A 19,401-nucleotide genomic window follows, 5' to 3' on the forward strand; every position below is an offset into this window, starting at 1 on the left:
AGGCATGTAAGATGCGTCTTAACATCATGCTCTCCATCCAATGGCTCGGTACCTGCCCATGGCTGCACTTGACCTTCTTGATCGTCGCCTCATCGACGCCTACCAGCGCGGCCTGCCGATCTGTGAACGGCCCTATGCGGCCATGGCCGAGCAGCTCGGGGTGAGTGAGGACGAAGTGGTCGAGAGGCTTCAGTCGCTGCAGGACGTGCAGGTACTGAGCCGGGTGGGGCCGGTTTTCGATCACGCCCGAGCCGGCGCCAGCCTGCTGGTGGCTGTGGCCGTGCCAGAAGCGCAGCGCGACGAGGTGGCGGCAGTCATCAATCGCTCTGTCGGCGTCAACCACAACTATGCTCGCGAACACCGCTACAACCTGTGGTTCGTGATGACGGCTGCCGACGAGTGCCAACTCGATGAGCGTCTCGATGCGCTGGAGGCCGAGCTGGGCAAGCCGCTGCTGCGCCTGCCGATGCTTGAGGGCTTCCATATCGATCTGAGCTTTCCCATTCCTTGGACCGAACTGGAGGTGCCATGAGTTCATCCCTGTCCTATGCCGTGCCCGAGACTCGGGCCGAACACCGCTTGCGCGCGCTGCTGGAGAGCGGCCTGCCGCTGACTCCCCGGCCTTGGAGCACGCTTGCCGAGCAGTGCGGGATGAGCGAGGGCGAGGTCATGGCCTGTGTGCAGCGTTGGCAGGAAGTGGGTCTGATAAAGCGCATGGGCCTGGTGGTCAGACACCATGCGCTGGGCGTCTGCGCCAATGCCATGGTGGTCTGGGACGTACCCGACGATGCCGTCGGTGAGCTGGGCAGGCGCCTGGCGGCCGAGCCCGCCGTGACACTCTGCTACCGTCGCCCGCGGCGCCTTCCCGACTGGCCCTACAACCTGTTCTGCATGATTCATGGCACCCGGCGCGACCGGGTACTTGCCGCGCTGGATGAGATCGTCGAGCGCCAGGCGTTACAGGCTATTTCCCACCGCGTGTTGTTCAGCCTCAAGGCCTACAAGCAACGCGGGGGCCGCTACACCCGAGAGGACGACAGCCATGATCGCAGAACGCCTCAGTCGGCCTGAGCCGGCGGAGCTGGACGCCGTCGACCGGCGCATCATCAACCGCCTGCAGGATGGCCTGCCGCTGGTCGAGTCGCCCTTTGCCGCCGTGGCGGCGGAACTCAAGCTGAGCGAGGGCGAGCTGCTCTATCGGCTCGAGCGTCTGCGGGACAGCGGCATACTCAGCCGCTTCGGCCCCATGTATCACGCCGAACGGCTCGGTGGTGGCCTCACGCTGGCGGCGCTGGAAGTGCCGGAAGCCGACTTTGAACGCGTCACCGCGGCGGTCAACGCCTTTCCCGAGGTGGCTCACAACTACCGCCGCGAGCACCGCCTCAACATGTGGTTCGTACTGGCCACCGAGACGCCGGAAGGCATCGCCGAGGCGATCGAGGCGATCGAGGCGGCCACCGGCCTGCCGGTCTTCAACATGCCCAAGCAGGAGGAATTCCATGTCCGTCTCCACCTGCCCGTCTGACGTGAACGTCGCCAAGTCCACGCCGAGTGGCCTGGACGCCGTCGACCGCGCCATCGTACTGGCCACCCAGGCCGGCCTGCCGCTGGTACCCGACCCCTGGAGTGCCGTGGGCACGCCACTGGGTATCGACGGGGAAGAGGTTCGCCAGCGCATGCAGCGCATGCAGGCGGCCGGGATCATCCGGCGCATTGCTGCAGTGCCCAATCACTACCGACTGGGTTACCTGGCCAACGGCATGACCGTATGGGACGTGGACGACGCCCATATCGATCGCCTGGGCCGCGTAGTGGGGACGCTGCCGGGCGTCAGTCACTGCTACCGTCGGCCCCGCCACCTGCCGGAATGGCCCTACAATCTGTTCGCCATGCTGCATGGTCAGACCCACGCCGATGTCGAACGTCAGGCCGACGAACTTCGCGCCCTGCTTGGCGACGCCTGCCGGGATCATCGCATTCTCTACAGCTCGCGCATTCTCAAGAAGACCGGTCTGCGACTGGCCGGCCGGTCCGACAGGCAGAGCTAGGTTGTGCCAAGGTGTGCCGCAAGAGGAGTTCCCCATGTTCAGAGTCACCCGCTACATCAAGTCCCTGGTCGAGCCCACTGAAGTGCCGCCGGCCCGCAAGCCGCCGGGTCCGGTGGTGATCTGGAACCTCATCCGCCGCTGCAACCTGACCTGCAAGCACTGCTACACCACCTCGGCGGACATCGAGTTCGCCGGTGAGCTCTCCAACGCCGAGGCTCATGCGGTTCTCAATGACCTGCAGGGCTTCCGGGTGCCGGCGCTGATCCTCTCCGGGGGCGAGCCGCTGATGCGACCCGATATCTTCGAGCTGTCGAGGCGGGCGCGGGAGCTGGGCATCTATACCGGCCTCTCCACCAACGGCACCCTGATCAATGAGTCCAATATCGATGAGATTGCCGACATCGGCTACGACTACGTCGGCATCAGCATCGATGGCCTTGAGGAGACCCACGATGTGATCCGCCAGCGCAAAGGCGCCTTTCGCGAATCCATGCACGCGGTGAAGCTGTGCAAGGAGCGCGGCATCAAGGTGGGGCTGCGCTTCACCCTGACCCAGCAGAACTACGAACAGCTCGGTGACATCCTGGCGCTGATCGACGAGCACGACGTCGACAAGTTCTATCTCTCGCACCTCAACTACGGCGGGCGCGGCCATCGTCACGGCAAGCACGATGCCTGGCACCAGATGACCCGCGACGCCATGACCCAGCTGTTCGACCACTGCCGGACGGAGCTTGCCCGCGGCGTGGAACGCGAGTACGTCACCGGCAACAACGACGCCGATGGCCCCTTCCTGCTGATGTGGGCCCGCGAGCACTTCCCGGAGCAGGCCGAGACCCTGGTGCGGCGACTGACCAACTGGGGGGGCAACGCTTCCGGTGAGCACATCGCCAACATCGACAATCTCGGCAACGTTCACCCGGATACCTTCTGGTGGGATCACACCCTCGGCAACGTCCGCGAGCGGCCCTTCTCCGAGATCTGGCGCGATACGCAGGATCCGCTGATGCTGGGCTTTCGCCAGCGGCCACGGCCCCTCAAGGGGCGCTGCGGTGAATGTCAGTACTTGGCAATCTGCAACGGCAACACCCGGGTGCGGGCGTGGAAGGTCACCGGCGACCCCTGGGAGGAGGACCCCGGCTGCTACCTCAGCAATGAGGAAATTGGCGTCGAAGAAAACCGCCAGCGCCGGGTAGCAGCACCCTACGATGCCATCCAGAGCATCGAGCTGTAGGCCTTCACACAGAATCTGTAAGATGACCGTTGACGCTTCGGGGAGAGGCCGACCATGATCACACATCGCCATTCGCGTAACTTGAGCTTCAATCTCGACGAGGCGCCTTTGGCGTCCGGCGAAGTCGCCATCGTGGGTGCCGGGCCCGGAGACCCCGGCCTGTTGACCCTGCGTGCTCTGTCGCTGCTGCAGCAGGCCGACTGCCTGGTCTTCGACCGGCTGGTGTCCCAGGAAGTGCTGGCCATGGCGTCGGCCTCTGCGCGCCGCTTCTACGTCGGCAAGGCTTCGCGCTGCCATGCCCTGACCCAGGACGAAACCAACGCGCTGCTGGTGCGCCTGGCGGGCGAGGGCAAGCGGGTCCTGCGCCTCAAGGGTGGCGACCCCTACATCTTCGGCCGCGGCGGCGAGGAGGCCGAGTACTTGATCGAGCACGGCGTCGGCTTTCGCGTGGTGCCGGGCATCACCTCGGCGTCGGGCTGCTCCACCTACTCCGGCTTTCCGCTCACCCACCGGGACTTCGCCCAGAGCGTCACCTTCGTCACCGGCCACTGCAAGGCGGACGGTGCACTGGATCTCAACTGGGCGGCGCTGGCGGTGCCCAGCCACACGGCGGTGTTCTACATGGGCCTGGCCAATGCCGCGCTGATCAGCCGTGAGCTGCAGCGCCACGGCCTGCCGGCCACGCACCCTGTTGCCTTGGTCGAGCGTGGTACCACCCCCGAGCAGCGCCATGTATTGGCCACCCTGGGCGACGTGGTCGAGGTCATCGAGCGGGAAAACTTCCAGCCGCCGACCCTGATCGTGGTGGGCGAGGTGGTGCGTCTGGCCGACACCCTGGCGCCGGCCATGACCCGGATGACGCGACGCGATACCGACGCGGATACTGTCACGCAGAGCGACAGCACCGATACGCCGGTCGAGATGAGGAGGATGGTGCTGTGATACGCCCCTCGCTGCTGCTCGGCGCCCTGCTGGGCCTGGGTATTCCGGCCCTGACGGCTGTGGCCGACGAGCCCGACCCCAACGTGCTCTACAACCACCACTGCGCGATCTGTCATGGCGTCAGCCGCCTGGGCGGCATCGGCCCAGCACTGCTGCCGGACAACCTTTCGCGGCTCAAGCACGACGAGGCCTTCGAGGTCATCCGCGACGGCCGCATAGCCACTCAGATGCCCGCCTACGGCGAACTGTTGGATGAGGCCGAGATTGCTGCCCTGGCCGAATGGATCTTCGAGGCGCCGGAGGTGGAGCCGAGCTGGACCGACGAGGATATCCTGGCCAGTCAGGACGTCCGTCACGCCTACGGCACCCTGCCCGACGAGCCTGTTTTCGAAGTCGAGGATCTCAAGAACCTCTTTCTCGTCGTGGAGATCGGCGATCACCACGTCAGCCTGCTCGACGGTGACAAGTTCGAACGCATCACCCGCTTCCCCAGCCGCTATGCGCTGCACGGCGGGCCCAAGTACACCCCGGACGGCCGCTACGTCTACTTCGGCTCCCGCGACGGCTGGGTAACCAAGTACGACATCTACAACCTCGAGGTCACCGCCGAGGTGCGTGCCGGTATCAACATGCGCAACATCGCCGTCTCCGCCGATGGCCGCTATGTGCTGGCCGGCAACTACCTGCCGCACTCGCTGGTGCTGCTGGATGCCCGGGATCTTGACCTGATCGCCACCATCCCGGTGGAGGGGCTGAACGGCGAAACCTCTCGCGTCAGTGCCGTCTATACCGCGCCGCCACGCAACAGCTTCGTTGCCGCCCTGCGCGACATTCCCGAGGTGTGGGAGATCCGCTGGCCCGAAGAGCGGGCCGACGGCGATGAGACCATCATCGGCGACTTCGCCCTGCACCGCATGGAGGCGCCGGACTACCTCGACGACTTCTTCTTCGACATGGACTACCGCTACCTGGTAGGCGCCGCACGGGGCGGCAAGGGCGGACAGGTGTTCGACATGGACGAGGAGGTCAAGGTCGCCGACCTGCCGCTGGAAGGCATGCCGCACCTGGGCGCCGGCATCACCTGGGAGCTGGACGGGCGCCGCGTCATGGCGATCCCGCACATCGACAAGGGGCAGGTGTCGGTGTTCGACATGACCGACTGGTCCCTGATCACCCATATCGAGACCGACGGCCCCGGCTTCTTCATGCGCAGCCACGAGAACTCGCCCTACGCCTGGGTAGACGTCTTCTTCGGCCCCAACCACGATCGTATCCACGTGATCGACAAGCAGACCCTGGAGATCGTCGAGACGCTGATCCCCGAGCCGGGCAAGACCGCCGCCCACGTGGAGTTCGACCGCCGCGGCGAGACCCTGCTGCTGAGCATCTGGGACGACGACGGCTACCTGCTGTGGCTCGACGGCAATACCCTGGAGGAACTGGGCCGCATGCCGATGAAACGCCCCTCGGGCAAGTACAATGTATGGAACAAGACACAGTACGAGGAAGGCACGAGCCATTAGGAGTCATTAAAAAGACCTGATTACGCATAAGGCTCAGCAGGCGCCTGGTGCAGGCCGCCGCGTTAGCGGTGATCGTTGGCGTCGGCAACACCGCCGGGAGGCCTGCGGCCTCCAGTCGTGAGCTGAAGCTACTCCTACAGCGGCGTGGCACCGTCGGTGGAGAGGATCGCTGTTGGAGCGCTGGTTCCCATCGCGACTGGCGCCGATAGGCGCCTCGGCGGAGGCTGAAAGATTGGCCCGATGGCTGATCAAGGTGAATAATCAGGTAAAAAGAAGCATTCTTGATACCGGTCATGGTGCTACCCGGTCCATGCGCACACAATGGCTTTATCCAACCGTTTGAGTCGGGTATACCACCATGAAATCTGCCACCTCCGCACCACAATCTGCATCCGGCCTGACGCGTCTTCCCGTGGCGCGTCTCGCCTTTCGCCCCTTCTTTCTGCTGGCGTCGCTGTTCAGCGTATTGTCCATGATCGTCTGGTTCGCCTTCTGGCATGGCGATATCTTGCTGCGGCCCCACGGAGGGCTGATGTGGTGGCACCAGCACGAGATGATCTTCGGCTTCGGTGCTGCCGTGGTGGTGGGTTTCCTGCTGACGGCGGTACAGAACTGGACCGGCCGGCCCAGCATTACCGGTGCTCCGCTGCTGGGGCTGGTGGGCGTCTGGTTGGCGGCACGCGTGCTGCTGGCCTACCCGATGGGCCTGCCGGCCTGGCTATTGATGCTGCTCGATGTTGCCTTCCTGCCGCTGGCAGCCCTGGTGATGGGGCGGCTGGTGGTAGCGGCCCGGCTGTGGCGTAACCTGATGTTCGTGCCGGTCTTGCTGCTGCTGGCCCTGGCCAACCTGGCCATGCACCTGGGGGTCATCCAGGGCAAGCTGCCGCTGATTCGCGAGGGCGGCTACCTGGGCGTACTGCTGATTGCCGTGCTGATGGTGCTGCTCGGCGGTCGGGTCATTCCCTTCTTTACCTCGCTCAAGCTCGGCCGGCCCAAGGTGGCACCCATAGCCTGGCTGGAGTCGCTCTCCGTGGGCTCCACCCTCGGCGTGGTGCTGTTGCAGCTGCTGATACTGTTCGGTGTGCCTGTGCCGCCGGGGCTGCTGGCGCTGGTCATGCTGGTGGCGGCGGCGGCCAATCTGGTGCGTCTGGCGCGCTGGGAGGGGTATCGCACCCTCCACGAGCCGCTGCTCTGGGGCCTGCACATCAGCTATGCCTTCGTTTCCGTGGGGCTATTGATGTGGGCGATGGCGCTGATGGGGGCATTTCGTGTCGAGCTGGCGCTGCATGCCCTGGCCATCGGCGGCATTGCCACCATGATGCTGGCGATGATGTCACGGGTTTCGCTGGGCCACACCGGGCGCACGATTCGTACCCTGCCGGGCATCGGCGTGGGCCTCGGCCTGATGTTTGCCGGTGCCCTGCTGCGCTCGCCGGTGCTGGCGATGTTCCCGCAGATCACCCACTGGACCTATAACCTCAGCATCCTGTTCTGGTGTATCGCCTACCTGATCTTCCTGCTCCATTACACCGTGCCGCTCTTGACTGCTCGAGTGGATGGCAGGGATGGCTGAGGGAGCCGAGACGTGGTCGAGCACTACTTCCTGATCAAGCATTTACATATGACCACGGCGGGACTGAGCCTCGCCTTCTTCATCCTGCGTGCCTGGTGGTCGGTGCGCGAAGCGCCGATTCTGCAGCGGCGCTGGGTGAAGATCGTGCCCCACGTCAACGATACGCTGCTGCTTACATTCGGCATCCTGCTGATGGTGATGCTGTCGATGTGGCCGCAGCGTCATCCCTGGCTTGCCGCAAAGATCCTCGCCCTGCTGGTGTATATCGTGCTGGGGAGTGTGGCGATCAAGCGCGGGCGCACATCGCTGGTCCGGGGCATGGCGGCGTTGGCAGCAGTCATCACCTTCCTGTACATGCTGGGCACGGCCATGTTCAAGGATCCCCTCTGGTTTGCTAGGCTTTGAACGAAAACTGCCTGCGCTCGGTCATGCGGCGTTAAAAACCGGTTCAAAATGCTCATTTACACCCCGCAAACTCCGCTTTTTCGCCGATTTTTGCCTTGCCTGACCTTCGCTCGCCGACTTTTCGTACATAGCCTAGACATGGCTCTCTTCTACGGGCACGACCCGCTGGGCTTCTATACTGAGAGCCTGGTGAGACACACACGACAAGACGAGGAAAACCGCATGGCCAATCAAGATCTTCCTTCCGGCGCCGGCAAGGTGGCGGATGACTATCCCGAGGTGTGGCAAGCCTTCGCCTCGCTGGGCAAGGCGTGCGCCGAAGCCGGTCCGCTGGATGCCCGCACGCGGCGCCTGGTCAAGCTGGCGCTGGCGGTGGGGGGCGGCTCCGAAGGTGCCGTGCATTCGCACATGCGGCGTGCCATGGCTGAGGGCATCGAGCCCGAGGCACTCAAACAGGTAGCGATGTTGGCGATTCCGACCCTGGGGCTGCCCGCCGGCGTTGCGGCATTAACCTGGATCGAGGACATCACCGACGCCAGAGAATAAACGACTGCGCGGGCGAATGGCGTTGTTGCACGGTGCTCGGAATCCTCACCTATACCCCATAGGCTCCGGTTCCTGTGCGCCGTGCACCTAGCCCTTCATCCCGCTCGTGCGTTTCTAGACCTTTCCTTTCGTGTTTTTCGGCCCGCCGTGCGACATCAGACCGCAACCTTTTCCCTCCTGCCATACCGCCACTTTCACGGCTCTTTGCCCCGCATTTGACGAAGGTCAATGCCGGCCCCAATCCGGGGCTGTACTCTAAAGATGCACCATAAATGCATGTTTAAAGGGGTGGGACTGATCGATCATGATCGCAGGTCCCTTGAAAAGCCACACGAGCGAGGGGGGAAAGGCCCATGACCGAAGGCCTCACCAAGGCGGCGGCCCGAAATATATTCTACGGCGGCTCGCTATTCTTCTTCCTGCTGTTTGCCGGACTGACGGCTCACAGTCACTACTACATCGTCAACACGTCGACCCAGCCCATGTCGGATTCCGTCAGGCTAGGTAAGCATGTCTGGGAAGAGCACAACTGCATCAACTGTCACACCATTCTCGGCGAAGGCTCCTACTTCGCGCCTGAAGTTGGCAACGTCTGGACCCGTTTCGGTGGTCATAACAACCCTGAAGGGGCTCGCATGGCCCTCGAGGCGTGGATGAACGCCCAGCCCACCGGCGCGCCCGGCCGTCGTCAGATGCCCGCCTTCGACATCAACGATGAAGAAATGCAGGCGCTGATCGACTTCCTGGAGTGGACCGATTCCATCGACACCCAGGGCTGGCCGCCGCATCCGGCCGGCTGATCCGGATTCCAGGAACCAAGGAGAGTCGAACCGATGAAATATGAAACACAGAAGGTGGCCTTACCCTTCTTCATGGTGGCCATGGCGCTATTCGCGCTACAGATCGTCTTCGGGCTGCTGGCCGCAGCGGCATACGTGTGGCCGCACTTCATGTCCGAAGCCATGCCGTTCAACATCACCCGTACCAGCCACACCAACCTGCTGATCGTGTGGTTGCTGATCGGCTTCATGGGTTGTACCTACTATCTGATGCCGGAAGAGGCGGAGAACGAGATCTACAGCCCCAACCTGGCTTATTTCCAGTTGGCGCTGTTCGCCATCGCCGGTGCCGGTGCGCTGATCAGCTACCAGTTCGGCATTCATGAAGGTCGCCACTATCTCGAGCAGCCGCTATGGGCGAAGCTGGTGATAACGGTTTCCTTCCTGATGTTCCTGTTCAATACCAGCTTGACCATGCTCAAGGGACGCAGGACCGCCATCAACATGGTGCTGATGCTCGGCCTGTGGCTGGCGGCGATATTCTGGCTGTTCGCTTTCTACAATCCCGATAACCTGGCGCTGGATAAGCTGTGGTGGTGGTGGATTGTTCACATCTGGGTGGAAGGTGTGTGGGAGCTGATCATGGCCTCGCTGCTTGGCTACCTGTTGATCAAGATGACCGGTGTCGACCGTGAAGTGATCGAGAAGTGGCTCTATGTCATCGTCGGCCTGGCGCTGTTCTCCGGCCTGCTGGGAACCGGCCACCACTACTACTGGATCGGCACACCCGCCTACTGGCAGCCGATCGGCAGCATCTTCTCCACGCTTGAGGTGATCCCGTTCTTCGCCATGGTGGTATTCGCCTTCTACATGTTCTGGAAGGGCAGCCGTAATCACCCGAACAAGGCCGCCATGCTGTGGACCCTGGGCAGCGCTGCCGTGGCCTTCTTCGGTGCTGGTGTGTGGGGCTTCATGCACACCCTGTCGTGGATCAACTACTACACCCACGGTACCCAGATCACCGCAGCCCACGGCCACCTGGCCTTCTACGGCGCCTACGTGATGCTGGTACTGGGTGTCATCACCTACGCCATGCCGCAGCTGCGTCGCGTGCAGCCCTACAACCAGGTGCTGAACATGTGGGCGTTTTGGATCATGACCTCGGCCATGTGGTTCATGACCTTTACCCTGACCTTCGCAGGAGTCGTCCAGACTCACCTGCAGCGGGTGCTCGGCATGAACTTCATGCAGATCCAGGAGCAGCTCGAGCTGTTCTACATCATGCGCTTCGGTACTGGTATCTTCGTGGGTATCGCCGCCTTGATGTTCATCTACGCGGTGTTCGCACCGGCGCGTGAGCAGGTGCCTGCTACCAGCCGCCCGCTGACTGCCAACGAGTGATAGATCCTCGGCGGGGTGTGCCTCGCGCCCCGCCGAGCCTTTCCCTGGAGTAACGCCATGTCTCATACTGCTACTGCTCCGGCAGCGCCTTCCGCTTTCGAGCAGGACCTACCCTATTACGAACCGGTCGGCAACGAGTGCGCGCTGTTCGAGCAGGCGTATCAGCAGCATCTGCCGCTGCTGCTCAAGGGACCGACCGGCTGTGGCAAGACCCGCTTCGTCAGTCATATGGCGGCCAAGCTGGGCCGTCCGTTGTTCACTGTTTCCTGTCACGATGACCTCACCGCCGCCGACCTCACCGGCCGCTACCTGCTGCAGGGCGGCGAGACCCGCTGGGTCGACGGTCCGCTGACCCGCGCCGTGCGCGAAGGCGGCATCTGCTACCTCGACGAGGTGGTCGAGGCGCGCAAGGACGTCACCGTGGTGCTTCACCCCCTTACCGATGATCGCCGCATGCTGCCGCTGGAACGTACCGGCGAGTTGCTCGAGGCACCGGACGATTTCATGCTGGTGGTTTCCTACAACCCCGGCTATCAGCACATTCTCAAGTCACTCAAGCCGAGTACCCGTCAGCGCTTCGTGGCGATGTCCTTCGACTTCCCGCCCCCCCGGGTGGAGTGCGATATCGTCGCCCGCGAGAGCGGCCTGTCGCATGAGCGGTGTGCCGCCCTGGTCAACCTGGCCGCGCGCCTGCGCGAGCTCAAGGGCCAGGACCTGGAGGAGGGCGTTTCCACCCGCCTGCTGGTCTACTGCGCCACCCTGATCAATGCCGGCATGCCGATTCTGGAGGCGACCCGGGCCACCCTGGTCGAGCCGCTTTCCGACGACCTGGATGTTCAGGAAGGGTTGATGGAAGCTATTCAGGCCACCTTCGGCTAGGCCCTGCGAGGCGCCGGGGGGAGATAGGAGAGGAGGTCCTACGCCATGGGTGAGGAGCACTGCTCCGAACGGGCTGGCCATGGATGGCCAGCCCCGGTCCTGCAAGCGGAGCAGGATGCGAGAGCGAAGCAGGGCGTCGGTAGCGTACAGGGAGGTATTCACAGCGCCTCCTCGATGGTCTGCCCCTCGGGGCCTGCCGGGTTAGATCCGAGCATAGGGCGTCGGTCAACGCCTTCCTGGACAGGAGATTGGTCATGCTGCAGTTTCTCGAGGTCGAGGAGTTCGTCGGTCGCCACTGGCATCGCTGGGCGTCCAGTGCCGCCAGCTATCAGCGCTACCCCGATGCGGCCGTGAACCTGGAAGACCTGCGCCATGTGCTGGGCGTGTTCTTTCGTGCCAGCGGTGGCGAGGCCGGGGTCGAGGTCGCCGCCATCGTTGCGCGCAGCTCCCAGCATCGCCTGTCGCTGCGCCAACGCCTGGGCTTTGACGACGAGGCCATCGATCAGGCGCGCCGCGACGAAGAGAACCTGCTGTTGCCCCCCACGCTGGATGTCTTCCCCGATCCGGCGCTCAACCGGGATCTCTATTTCTGGCTGGTTGCCTTCCTCGCCGTGGCCCGGCGCCCGGTTGTCCAGCGCGACCCGCTGCGCGATGACCTCTCCCGGCTGAGAGAGGCGGTGCGTGCCCGCGACGCGGCGCTGGTTCGTTTCCCGGGCCTGGCTGAACGCTATCGTCGGCTCTGTATGGCGCTATTGATCGTGCGGCCAGAGCGCAAACGACTGCCGCCCATAGAGATGGCGTTGGAGGCTACACTTCGCGTGCTATTGGGCGAAGAGCTCGAGCTCGAAGGCTGGGCGAATGCCATGCACCGGGCGGTGTGTGATCCGGACCTCTCGCTGAAAGACTTCCAAGCGCCGCGCGGCTATCGTCCCCCGCTGCCGATCCCGCTGTGGGGCCAGGTGGTGGAGCTGGGCACCGGCTCGGGCCGCGAGGAGAGCGCCGACGACCCCCACGAGGGCGAGACCAACAGCCCCCAGTCGGTAGACGGTGGCAAGCGCAAGGCCGAGCGCAAGACCCAGGACCAGACCGAGCGCGACGATCCGCTGGTCGCCAACCGCTTCGAGAAAATGCTCTCCTGGACCGAGATGGTCAACCTCAATCGCCTGGTCGAGGACAACGAGGACGAAGAAGCCAAGCGCGCCGCCGAACAGATGGAGGAGATCATCCTGAGCCCGCACAAGCAGCGGGCGGCGACGCGCATCAAGGTCGACCTCGACCTGCCGCCGGACGAGGTGCTGGGCGAGCGGCTGCGTGGCAAGCACGCCTACGACGAGTGGAACTACCGCAAGCAGATCTACCTTCCCGACCACTGCCTGGTGCATACCGAGCTTGCGAGCGAGGAGGGCGAGCAGTGGGAGCCCGATGCCGCCACCCACCGGCGCATCCGTCGGGTACGTCGCGAGTTCGAGGCACTGCGCCCGCGGCGCGAGATGCTGCGCGGCCAGCTCGACGGCAGTGAACTCGACATGGATGCGGTGATCCGCTCGCGCTGCGACCTGGCCGCCACCGGCGAGTCCAGCGACCGCCTCTACCAGGCGACCCGGCAGCAGGCCCGCGACCTGGCGGTCTCGATCCTGGTCGACGTCTCGCTCTCCACCGACGCCTGGCTGGAGGACCGCCGGGTGCTCGACGTGGAGAAGGAGGCACTGCTGGTGCTGGGCCACGGCCTGGCCGGCTGCGGCGATGACTATGCCATCCACTGCTTCACCTCGCATCGGCGCCAGAAGGTCTGGGTCAATACCCTCAAGACCTTCGAGGAGAGCATGAGCGAGCGGGTGGCGCGGCGAATCTCGGCGCTCAAGCCGGGGCACTACACCCGCATGGGGCCGGCGATCCGCCATGTGACCCAGGAGCTGGCCAAGCGGCCCAACCGGCACCGGCTGCTGCTGGTGATCACCGACGGCAAGCCCAACGACACCGACTACTACGAGGGTCGCTACGGCATCGAGGACACCCGCAAGGCGGTGCTCGAGGCGCGCCAGCAGGAGGTGCGGGTATTCGGGGTGACTGTCGACAGCGAGGCCCATCAGTATGTCTCGCGCCTGTTTGGCCGGGGCAGCTACGCCATTGTCAACCGACCCGAGCATCTGGCCCAGGCGTTGCCGGGTATCTATCGTCAGATCATCGGTAGCTGAGAGAGGACTTCACATGACACTGACAGTGAGCCGCCCCGTCATGGCAACGATCTTCGGGGTGATCGTGGCCTTTGCCGTGCTCACGCCACTGATCTGGCTGATCAATACTCGGGACTGGGGCATCTTCCTGATGCTGCTGGCGCCCTTCGTGATCTATGGCCTGATCCATGCCGGCCGTCGGCTGGCGGAGTGGGTCGACCCGCCGCCGCCACCCGAAGGCGATTGACGGCACTCGTTCTGGCAGCTCCAGACACAACGCCGGCCCTGGGGCCGGCGTTGTTCGTTGGGTGTCGTTTTCGGTGGGCAAGCACGGTGGGCACTGGCTGCCCGGCTTTAGCCACCCAGCTGTGCCAGCAGGTAACCGGAAGCCACCAGCAGCAGCGTCAACAGCACCAACCCGATGAAGGCGCCCCGCCAGGCGGCGCTGGCATCGCGCAGGCCGAGATAGGTCATCAGCACCTGATGTGCCTTGAAGGCGGTGCTGAGCAGCAGCAGGCCCGCCGACCATAGTGGCAGCGCCTGTAGGCGGGCATCACCGCCGAGTTGGGCCGAGAGCATGGTGACCAGCGTCAGGCCCATCAGCATCGCCCAGGTGATCAGCAGCCGGTGGGTAGCGGGAGACAGGGGGGCGAGGCGTGTCGGCATGGTCACCTCAGCAGGTAGATGATGGGATAGAGCAGGATCCAGATCAGATCGACCATATGCCAGAAAGCGGCGGCGGTCTCCACGTTGTCGTGAGAGATGCGCCACGCCACCAACGCGATAAGCCCCAGGCCGAACAGCACGTGGGCGAAGTGAAAGCCGGTCAGCAGATAGTAGAAGGTGAAGAAGGTGTTGGTTTCGGGCATGAGACCCTGGCCGAGCTTGTCGGCGTACTCCATCACCTTGACCACGCAGAACACCACGCCCAGCGCGAAGGCGGCCCCCAGCCACTGGCGGCAACGGCGCACCTTGCCATGTGTGATGGCCTGGACGGCCAGGGCGGCGAAAAGCCCGCTGGTCAGCAGTACCAGGGTATTGATGCCGCCGGCCACCGGGTCGAGCAGCTGCTGGGAAGCATCGAATACCTCCCGCTCGCCGATCCTCAACCAGGCGAAGAGTCCGAAAAAGGCGGCGAAAACCACCATCTCGCTGAGGATCAGCACCCACATCAGCGGATTGCCGGGAAGCGCCGATAGTGGCCCCCAGCCCGGGTTGGGCAGCGGCCGCTGGTGGGTAGTATCTTGCTGCTGTGCCACTCAGCCCTCCGGGGCGATGGGCGTTCGGTCGAACTCGGCGCGCACGGCCGGTGTGGTCAGCTTCCACCCCGCCCAGGCAAACAGTGCCACCAGGGTGGTCGCTGCCAGTATCAGCAGGGCGAGAGCCCCCACCAGCCCTGCCACCGGGTTGGTGGGGTTCACGGCGTCGGCGGTGGCGGCATCGGGCAGAAAGCCGAAGGTCATCGGTGTCAGGGCGGCGGCACCGAACACGCCGACGAAACCGGCCACCATCAGGCCGACAAAGGCGGGGCGAGCCCAGGCACGTCGCTGAAGCAGCGCCACGGCCAGCACCAGCGTGGCCAGGGAACCGATCATCATCAGTATGGCCAGCAGGCTGCTGCGCTCGATCAGCCAAGCGACACCGCCGGTCAGCCCGCCGCTACCGGCCTCGACGCCCAGCGAAGCCACCATGGCGTCACCGGGCATCAGCGGCAGGGTCACCAGTGCCATCACCAGCAGTGAAAAGACGATGAAGCACCAGGCGATGCCGGATACAGCAGCGGAACGGGAGGGTGTTGAGCGAGAGTGATACGTGGCCGTGCGCATCTGCAGCTCCATGACGAATCAATCGGTCAATGAGACGGTGGCGCCGCCGAAAAGCAGGCTGCGCGGGGCGTCGATGGCGCGGTCGTTCAGCAGGCGATTGATGCCTACACCGCTGCGGCCAATGGTCCAGCCCAGGCAGGCGGTGAAGAAGCCGTAGCCCAGCACCCAGGAGACCCAGGAGGGCGCGCCGATTAACCCCAGCAGGTACCAGGCGGCCAGCACCACGGCGCCGCCCAGGGCACCCAGCCAGAAGGTACGGATCTGAAACAGCAGGTGACTTTCCACCCAGTCGGCGGCGCTACGCCGCCGCAGGTGCGCGATCAACACGCCGATAGGGGCGGTGACCACGGCCATGATGCTGCCCAGGTAGAGTACGTAGACCACCGCGGCAAGCACCTTGCCACGGCGATTCAGGACGTCCTGCGGCGGGCAGGAAGTATCGGTCTGTGAATACGCGGTGGAAGACATCGGCCACCTCCCAGTGAAGTCATGCGTTGAACAAGTATCCAGGATACCACTATGCCTTCTGATGGCAGTTTCGTCCTTGTCGTGGATCAAACTCCTTCCCGCCTTGCGACTGCATCGAGCCAGTCAATCTGATTCTGCAGCCGACTTGCGGATGACCGTGGCCTGGTGGTGCTCATCGCGGGTGAAAACCGGCAACCGCCGCTCGGTCCACCACATCCAGACGATCGAGACCAGGGTTACGCCGAAGCATAGCATCCACACCGAGGTGGCCACGCCGGTAACGTCAACCAGGGCGCCGAACATGATCGGCAGCAGGAAGCCGCCCACGCCGCCGGCCAGCCCGACGATGCCGGAAACGAGGCCCAGGTTGCGGTCGTACTCATCCGACAGGTACTTGAACACCGACGCCTTGCCGATACCCCAGGCAATGCCCACCACGAACAGGGCGAAAGTGAACAGCCAGATGGGAATGCCGAAGCTGAACTCCAGGCGTGAGCCGTCGACCTGCTGCACAGCGTACTGGGTGTGGGGATAGGACATGATGAACAGTGCGACCAGGCTGGCCCACATGCAGGACCAGGTCACGGCATGGGCGCCAAAGCGATCGGAGAGCCAGCCGCCGAAGGCGCGGATGACACCCGATGGCAGCACGAAGATGGTGGCGATCAGGGCGGCAAGCTGAATGCCCATGCCATATTCGTTCATGTAATAGCGGGTCAGCCACAGTGAGACGCCTACATAGCCGCCGAAGACCACCGAGTAGTACTGGCAGTACTTCCACACCTTGGGATCATTTAGCACGGCGATCTGCTCGCGCAGAGTCGGGCGGTTGGCATTGCGGTGGCTCGGATCCGAAAAAGTGAAGAACCAGAAGATCAGGGCGGTGATCAGCATGATGGCCGCATACAGGTTGGGTACCGCCTGCCAGCCGAGCACGATGATCACCGTGGGGGCCACGAACTTGGTCACGGCGGCACCGGCGTTGCCGGCGCCGAAGATACCCATGGCCAGGCCTTGGCGATCACGTTCGAACCACTTGGCGGTATAAGTGATACCCACCGAGAAACCGCCACCGGACAGGCCGATCACGGCGCCCAGTATCAGCAGTTGCCAGTACTGGGTGGCGAACTGTACTGCCCAGATCGCCGGTACCGTGGCCAGCATCAGCGCCATGAAGACGGGGCGCCCGCCGATGCGGTCGGTCATGGCCCCCAACGGTAGGCGCACCAGCGAGCCGGTCAGGATGGGAACGGCGGCCAGGATGCCGAACTGGGTATCGCTCAGCCCCAGCTCCTCGGCAATGGGCACGCCGATCTCGCCGAACATTGTCCACACCATGAAGCAGATGGTGAAGGCGAAGGTGTTGGCGGTCAGTACCGAATACTGCTTGAAGCGCGGCGAAGCCATGGAGTCTCCCGGTGAAAGGGGCGGTTGTCCCGCTGCCTGTGTCGGTGACCAGAAAAGCCAAAAGGCAGTGGCCGCCTTGGCGACCACTGCCCTGGGGCAGGCCGAATCAGCCCTGCTGGGGCTTTTCTTGCACCTTGGCCAGTTCCTGTTCCTCGATCATGCGGTCCACCGAGGAGACGTAGTACTCCTCGTCGAAGGCGCCCTCCGGCTCCTTGAGCCAGATGAAGCAGACCACCCAACTGATGAAGGCGCCGCCCGCCAGGATGTAGAAGAATTGGGTCGGCGTCACGAAGGTGAAGATGGTCAGGTAGACCACCGCCCCCACGTTACCGTAGGCGCCGGCCATGCCCGAGATCTGGCCGGTGATGCGGCGCTTGATCGAGGGAATGATGCCGAAGGTGGCGCCCTCCGAGCCCTGCACGAAGAAGGAGGTGAAGATGGTGACGGCGATGGCGACGATCAGCGGCCAGTTGGAGTTCATCAGCCCCATCAGCATGAAGCCGATGCCGATGCCGAACATGTAGCTGAGCATCACGAAGCGCCGGTTGCCCATGCGATCCGAGACCGCCCCGCCCATGGGGCGAGCCACCAGATTGACGAAGGCGAAGGAGGCGGCGATCAGGCCCGCAGCGGCCGCGGAGAGCCCCCAGGTCTGTTCGAAGAACATCGGCAGCATGGAGATGACCGCCAGCTCGGCGCCGAAGTTGGCGAAGTAGGTGGTGTTAAGCGCCGCCACACTGTTGAAGTGATACTTGTCATCCTCCGGCACCCCCTTCTTCAGGATCGGCACGTTGACACGAATGATCTGCACGATCTGGTAGATGACAATGGCGACAATGGCGAGGTAGGCGATCAGCGCACCGTTCATAGATAAAAAGCCCATGTCCTGGATACGCCATACCAGGATACCCAGGCAGCCCACCAGCGGGATGGTCCAGATGATCAGCTTGATCATGTCGCCCCAGGTGCTGACCTCCATGGCCATGGCCTTGCGGGTCTTGCGGTGAGAGGTGGCGCTGGGGCCGTCGGTGAGGGCGAACCAGTAGAAGACGCCGTAGGCGGCCATCACGATGGCGCTGATGGCGATCGCCCAGCGCCAGCCGTCTTCTCCACCGAGCATGGTCAGTGCGATGGTCGGCAGGGTCATGGCGGCGGCGGCGGAGCCGAAGTTGCCCCAGCCGGCGTAGAAGCCCTCGGCGAAGCCGATGTCCTTGGGCTTGAACCACAGCGCGGTCATGTGGATGCCGACCACGAAGCTGGCACCGATGGAGCTGAGCACCAGGCGCGAGATCAGCATCTGGGTCATGGTGTTGCCGAAGGCGAAGGCCAGGGCGGGAATCGCCATGACCACCATCAGTATCGAGAACACCCGGCGCGGGCCGAAACGATCCAGCGCCATGCCGACGATAATGCGGGCGGGAATGGTCAGCGCCACGTTGGTGATGGCAAAGAGTCGGATATGATCCTGGGTCATCCAATCGACGCTTTTCAGCATGCTTGACGCCAGCGGCGCCATGTTGAACCAGACGTAGAAGGTGATGAAGAAGGCGATCCAGGTCAGGTGCAGGGCCCGGATCTCGGGCGTACGGAACTTGAATAGGGCGGCGACTTTCATGGTCGTATCAACCTGTTCTCGCGAAAGGAGGGATAATTGGGTTCTATACCTCGCCTCATGGGCTGGGCAGTATCAGCAGCGGACACTCGACGCGCCGGGCCAGGAAGGAGCTGACGCTGCCGAAGGTCATGTAGTCGAGTTCGTCGACGAAGTAACTCAGCGACTGGGCGATGATGCCGCCGTCGGGCTTGTTGCTGTGACGCGCGATGACCAGCACGTCGGGCTGATGCTTTTGGGTGGCGCGCAGGATCATCTTTCGCGGGTCGCCCTCGGCCAGGATCCACTCCACATCGAATTCCTCGCGGGTGGCGAAATCGGCGCCTTCCTGCAAGGCCTCCTTCAGCTCCTCGTACTCCTGCTGGAACAGGTCCTCGTTGGCATCGGTGGCATCGCGGGGGTTTTCCGCCACGCCGACCAGCACCAGCGTGGGGGCGTTGCAGCGAAACAGGCTGACGGCCTGGGCAAGGGCCAGCTTGGCGTTTCGCGAACCGTCATAGGCGATCATGACTTTCATGACATCCCTCCGGAGAAGGCAAGTTGAGCTAAGTAAGGGGGTGCTCCGGAACCCATTCCGGAGCACG

The 19,401-nt window shown here is 63.8% G+C and carries 22 protein-coding genes; 15 read left to right on the forward strand and 7 right to left on the reverse strand.

The genetic code is table 11. The annotated features are described in order from the left end of the window. Positions 1–58: 58 nt before the first annotated feature. The 15 genes from DU490_RS17090 to DU490_RS03330 all read left to right on the forward strand — a co-directional run bounded on the left by DU490_RS17090 (position 59) and on the right by DU490_RS03330 (position 13,751). Positions 59–532: an AsnC family transcriptional regulator gene (locus DU490_RS17090; RefSeq protein ID WP_181869942.1), complete on the forward strand. Its 474-nt coding sequence runs from the start codon at positions 59–61 to the stop codon at positions 530–532. Further along, complete coding sequence (locus DU490_RS17095; RefSeq protein WP_181869943.1) at positions 529–1,071, forward strand: Lrp/AsnC family transcriptional regulator; 543 nt, start codon at positions 529–531, stop codon at positions 1,069–1,071. Before DU490_RS17090 ends, DU490_RS17095 begins: the two co-directional genes overlap by 4 nt. Continuing rightward, positions 1,043–1,525: an Lrp/AsnC family transcriptional regulator gene (locus tag DU490_RS03270; protein WP_114572909.1), complete on the forward strand. Its 483-nt coding sequence runs from the start codon at positions 1,043–1,045 to the stop codon at positions 1,523–1,525. Before DU490_RS17095 ends, DU490_RS03270 begins: the two co-directional genes overlap by 29 nt. Then, the gene (locus DU490_RS03275; protein ID WP_114572910.1) at positions 1,500–2,048 is read left to right on the forward strand and encodes an Lrp/AsnC family transcriptional regulator; all 549 of its coding nucleotides are present in this window, start codon (positions 1,500–1,502) and stop codon (positions 2,046–2,048) included. The genes DU490_RS03270 and DU490_RS03275 overlap by 26 nt, the downstream gene beginning before the upstream one ends. A 34-nt stretch (positions 2,049–2,082) precedes the next feature. Further along, positions 2,083–3,282, forward strand: a complete 1,200-nt coding sequence (gene nirJ, locus DU490_RS03280; protein ID WP_114572911.1) for a heme d1 biosynthesis radical SAM protein NirJ — start codon at positions 2,083–2,085, stop codon at positions 3,280–3,282. A 54-nt stretch (positions 3,283–3,336) separates the two neighbouring features. Further along, positions 3,337–4,224: a uroporphyrinogen-III C-methyltransferase gene (cobA, locus tag DU490_RS03285; protein ID WP_114572912.1), complete on the forward strand. Its 888-nt coding sequence runs from the start codon at positions 3,337–3,339 to the stop codon at positions 4,222–4,224. After that, on the forward strand, positions 4,221–5,747 hold the full coding sequence (locus DU490_RS03290; RefSeq protein WP_114572913.1) for a nitrite reductase: 1,527 nt from the start codon (positions 4,221–4,223) through the stop codon (positions 5,745–5,747). The genes cobA and DU490_RS03290 overlap by 4 nt, the downstream gene beginning before the upstream one ends. Positions 5,748–6,105: 358 nt before the next feature. Further along, positions 6,106–7,320 (forward strand): NnrS family protein, encoded by a 1,215-nt coding sequence (locus tag DU490_RS03295; RefSeq protein ID WP_114572914.1) that lies wholly within the window; start codon positions 6,106–6,108, stop codon positions 7,318–7,320. Between the two features lie 12 nt (positions 7,321–7,332). Next, a complete protein-coding gene (locus DU490_RS03300; protein ID WP_114572915.1) occupies positions 7,333–7,725 on the forward strand; it encodes a SirB2 family protein in 393 nt (130 codons plus the stop codon). A 222-nt stretch (positions 7,726–7,947) separates the two neighbouring features. After that, on the forward strand, positions 7,948–8,271 hold the full coding sequence (locus DU490_RS03305) for a carboxymuconolactone decarboxylase family protein (RefSeq protein WP_114572916.1): 324 nt from the start codon (positions 7,948–7,950) through the stop codon (positions 8,269–8,271). Between the two features lie 353 nt (positions 8,272–8,624). Then, complete coding sequence (locus DU490_RS03310) at positions 8,625–9,071, forward strand: cytochrome c (protein ID WP_114572917.1); 447 nt, start codon at positions 8,625–8,627, stop codon at positions 9,069–9,071. Between the two features lie 33 nt (positions 9,072–9,104). Next, positions 9,105–10,451 carry a cbb3-type cytochrome c oxidase subunit I gene (locus DU490_RS03315; protein WP_114572918.1) on the forward strand — a complete coding sequence of 449 codons (1,347 nt, stop codon included), beginning with the start codon at positions 9,105–9,107 and terminating at the stop codon, positions 10,449–10,451. 57 nt (positions 10,452–10,508) lie between these two features. Further along, the gene (locus tag DU490_RS03320) at positions 10,509–11,330 is read left to right on the forward strand and encodes a CbbQ/NirQ/NorQ/GpvN family protein (protein ID WP_114572919.1); all 822 of its coding nucleotides are present in this window, start codon (positions 10,509–10,511) and stop codon (positions 11,328–11,330) included. A gap of 254 nt (positions 11,331–11,584) precedes the next feature. Then, positions 11,585–13,525 carry a nitric oxide reductase activation protein NorD gene (locus DU490_RS03325; protein WP_114572920.1) on the forward strand — a complete coding sequence of 647 codons (1,941 nt, stop codon included), beginning with the start codon at positions 11,585–11,587 and terminating at the stop codon, positions 13,523–13,525. A 13-nt stretch (positions 13,526–13,538) separates the two neighbouring features. Continuing rightward, complete coding sequence (locus DU490_RS03330) at positions 13,539–13,751, forward strand: hypothetical protein (protein WP_258801210.1); 213 nt, start codon at positions 13,539–13,541, stop codon at positions 13,749–13,751. Positions 13,752–13,858: 107 nt separating this feature from the next. On the opposite strand, the gene DU490_RS03335 is transcribed toward DU490_RS03330, so the two are convergent. From DU490_RS03335 to DU490_RS03365, 7 genes are all read right to left on the reverse strand, one after another. Next, entirely contained in the window at positions 13,859–14,170 is a 312-nt protein-coding gene (locus tag DU490_RS03335; protein ID WP_114572921.1) for a cytochrome C oxidase subunit IV family protein, read from the reverse strand. A gap of 2 nt (positions 14,171–14,172) precedes the next feature. Beyond that, positions 14,173–14,763 carry a cytochrome c oxidase subunit 3 family protein gene (locus DU490_RS03340; RefSeq protein ID WP_114572922.1) on the reverse strand — a complete coding sequence of 197 codons (591 nt, stop codon included), beginning with the start codon at positions 14,761–14,763 and terminating at the stop codon, positions 14,173–14,175. Further along, positions 14,764–15,330: a hypothetical protein gene (locus tag DU490_RS03345; protein ID WP_114572986.1), complete on the reverse strand. Its 567-nt coding sequence runs from the start codon at positions 15,328–15,330 to the stop codon at positions 14,764–14,766. 18 nt (positions 15,331–15,348) lie between these two features. Next, on the reverse strand, positions 15,349–15,798 hold the full coding sequence (locus DU490_RS03350) for a hypothetical protein (protein WP_114572923.1): 450 nt from the start codon (positions 15,796–15,798) through the stop codon (positions 15,349–15,351). A gap of 123 nt (positions 15,799–15,921) precedes the next feature. Next, complete coding sequence (locus DU490_RS03355) at positions 15,922–17,205, reverse strand: nitrate/nitrite transporter (RefSeq protein ID WP_114572924.1); 1,284 nt, start codon at positions 17,203–17,205, stop codon at positions 15,922–15,924. 106 nt (positions 17,206–17,311) lie between these two features. Next, positions 17,312–18,820 carry an MFS transporter gene (locus tag DU490_RS03360; RefSeq protein ID WP_114572925.1) on the reverse strand — a complete coding sequence of 503 codons (1,509 nt, stop codon included), beginning with the start codon at positions 18,818–18,820 and terminating at the stop codon, positions 17,312–17,314. A gap of 55 nt (positions 18,821–18,875) precedes the next feature. Then, entirely contained in the window at positions 18,876–19,334 is a 459-nt protein-coding gene (locus DU490_RS03365) for a universal stress protein (RefSeq protein ID WP_114572926.1), read from the reverse strand. Between the last annotated feature and the right edge of the window lie 67 nt (positions 19,335–19,401).

This window comes from Halomonas sp. DQ26W (assembly GCF_003339685.1).
GTDB lineage: Bacteria > Pseudomonadota > Gammaproteobacteria > Pseudomonadales > Halomonadaceae > Halomonas.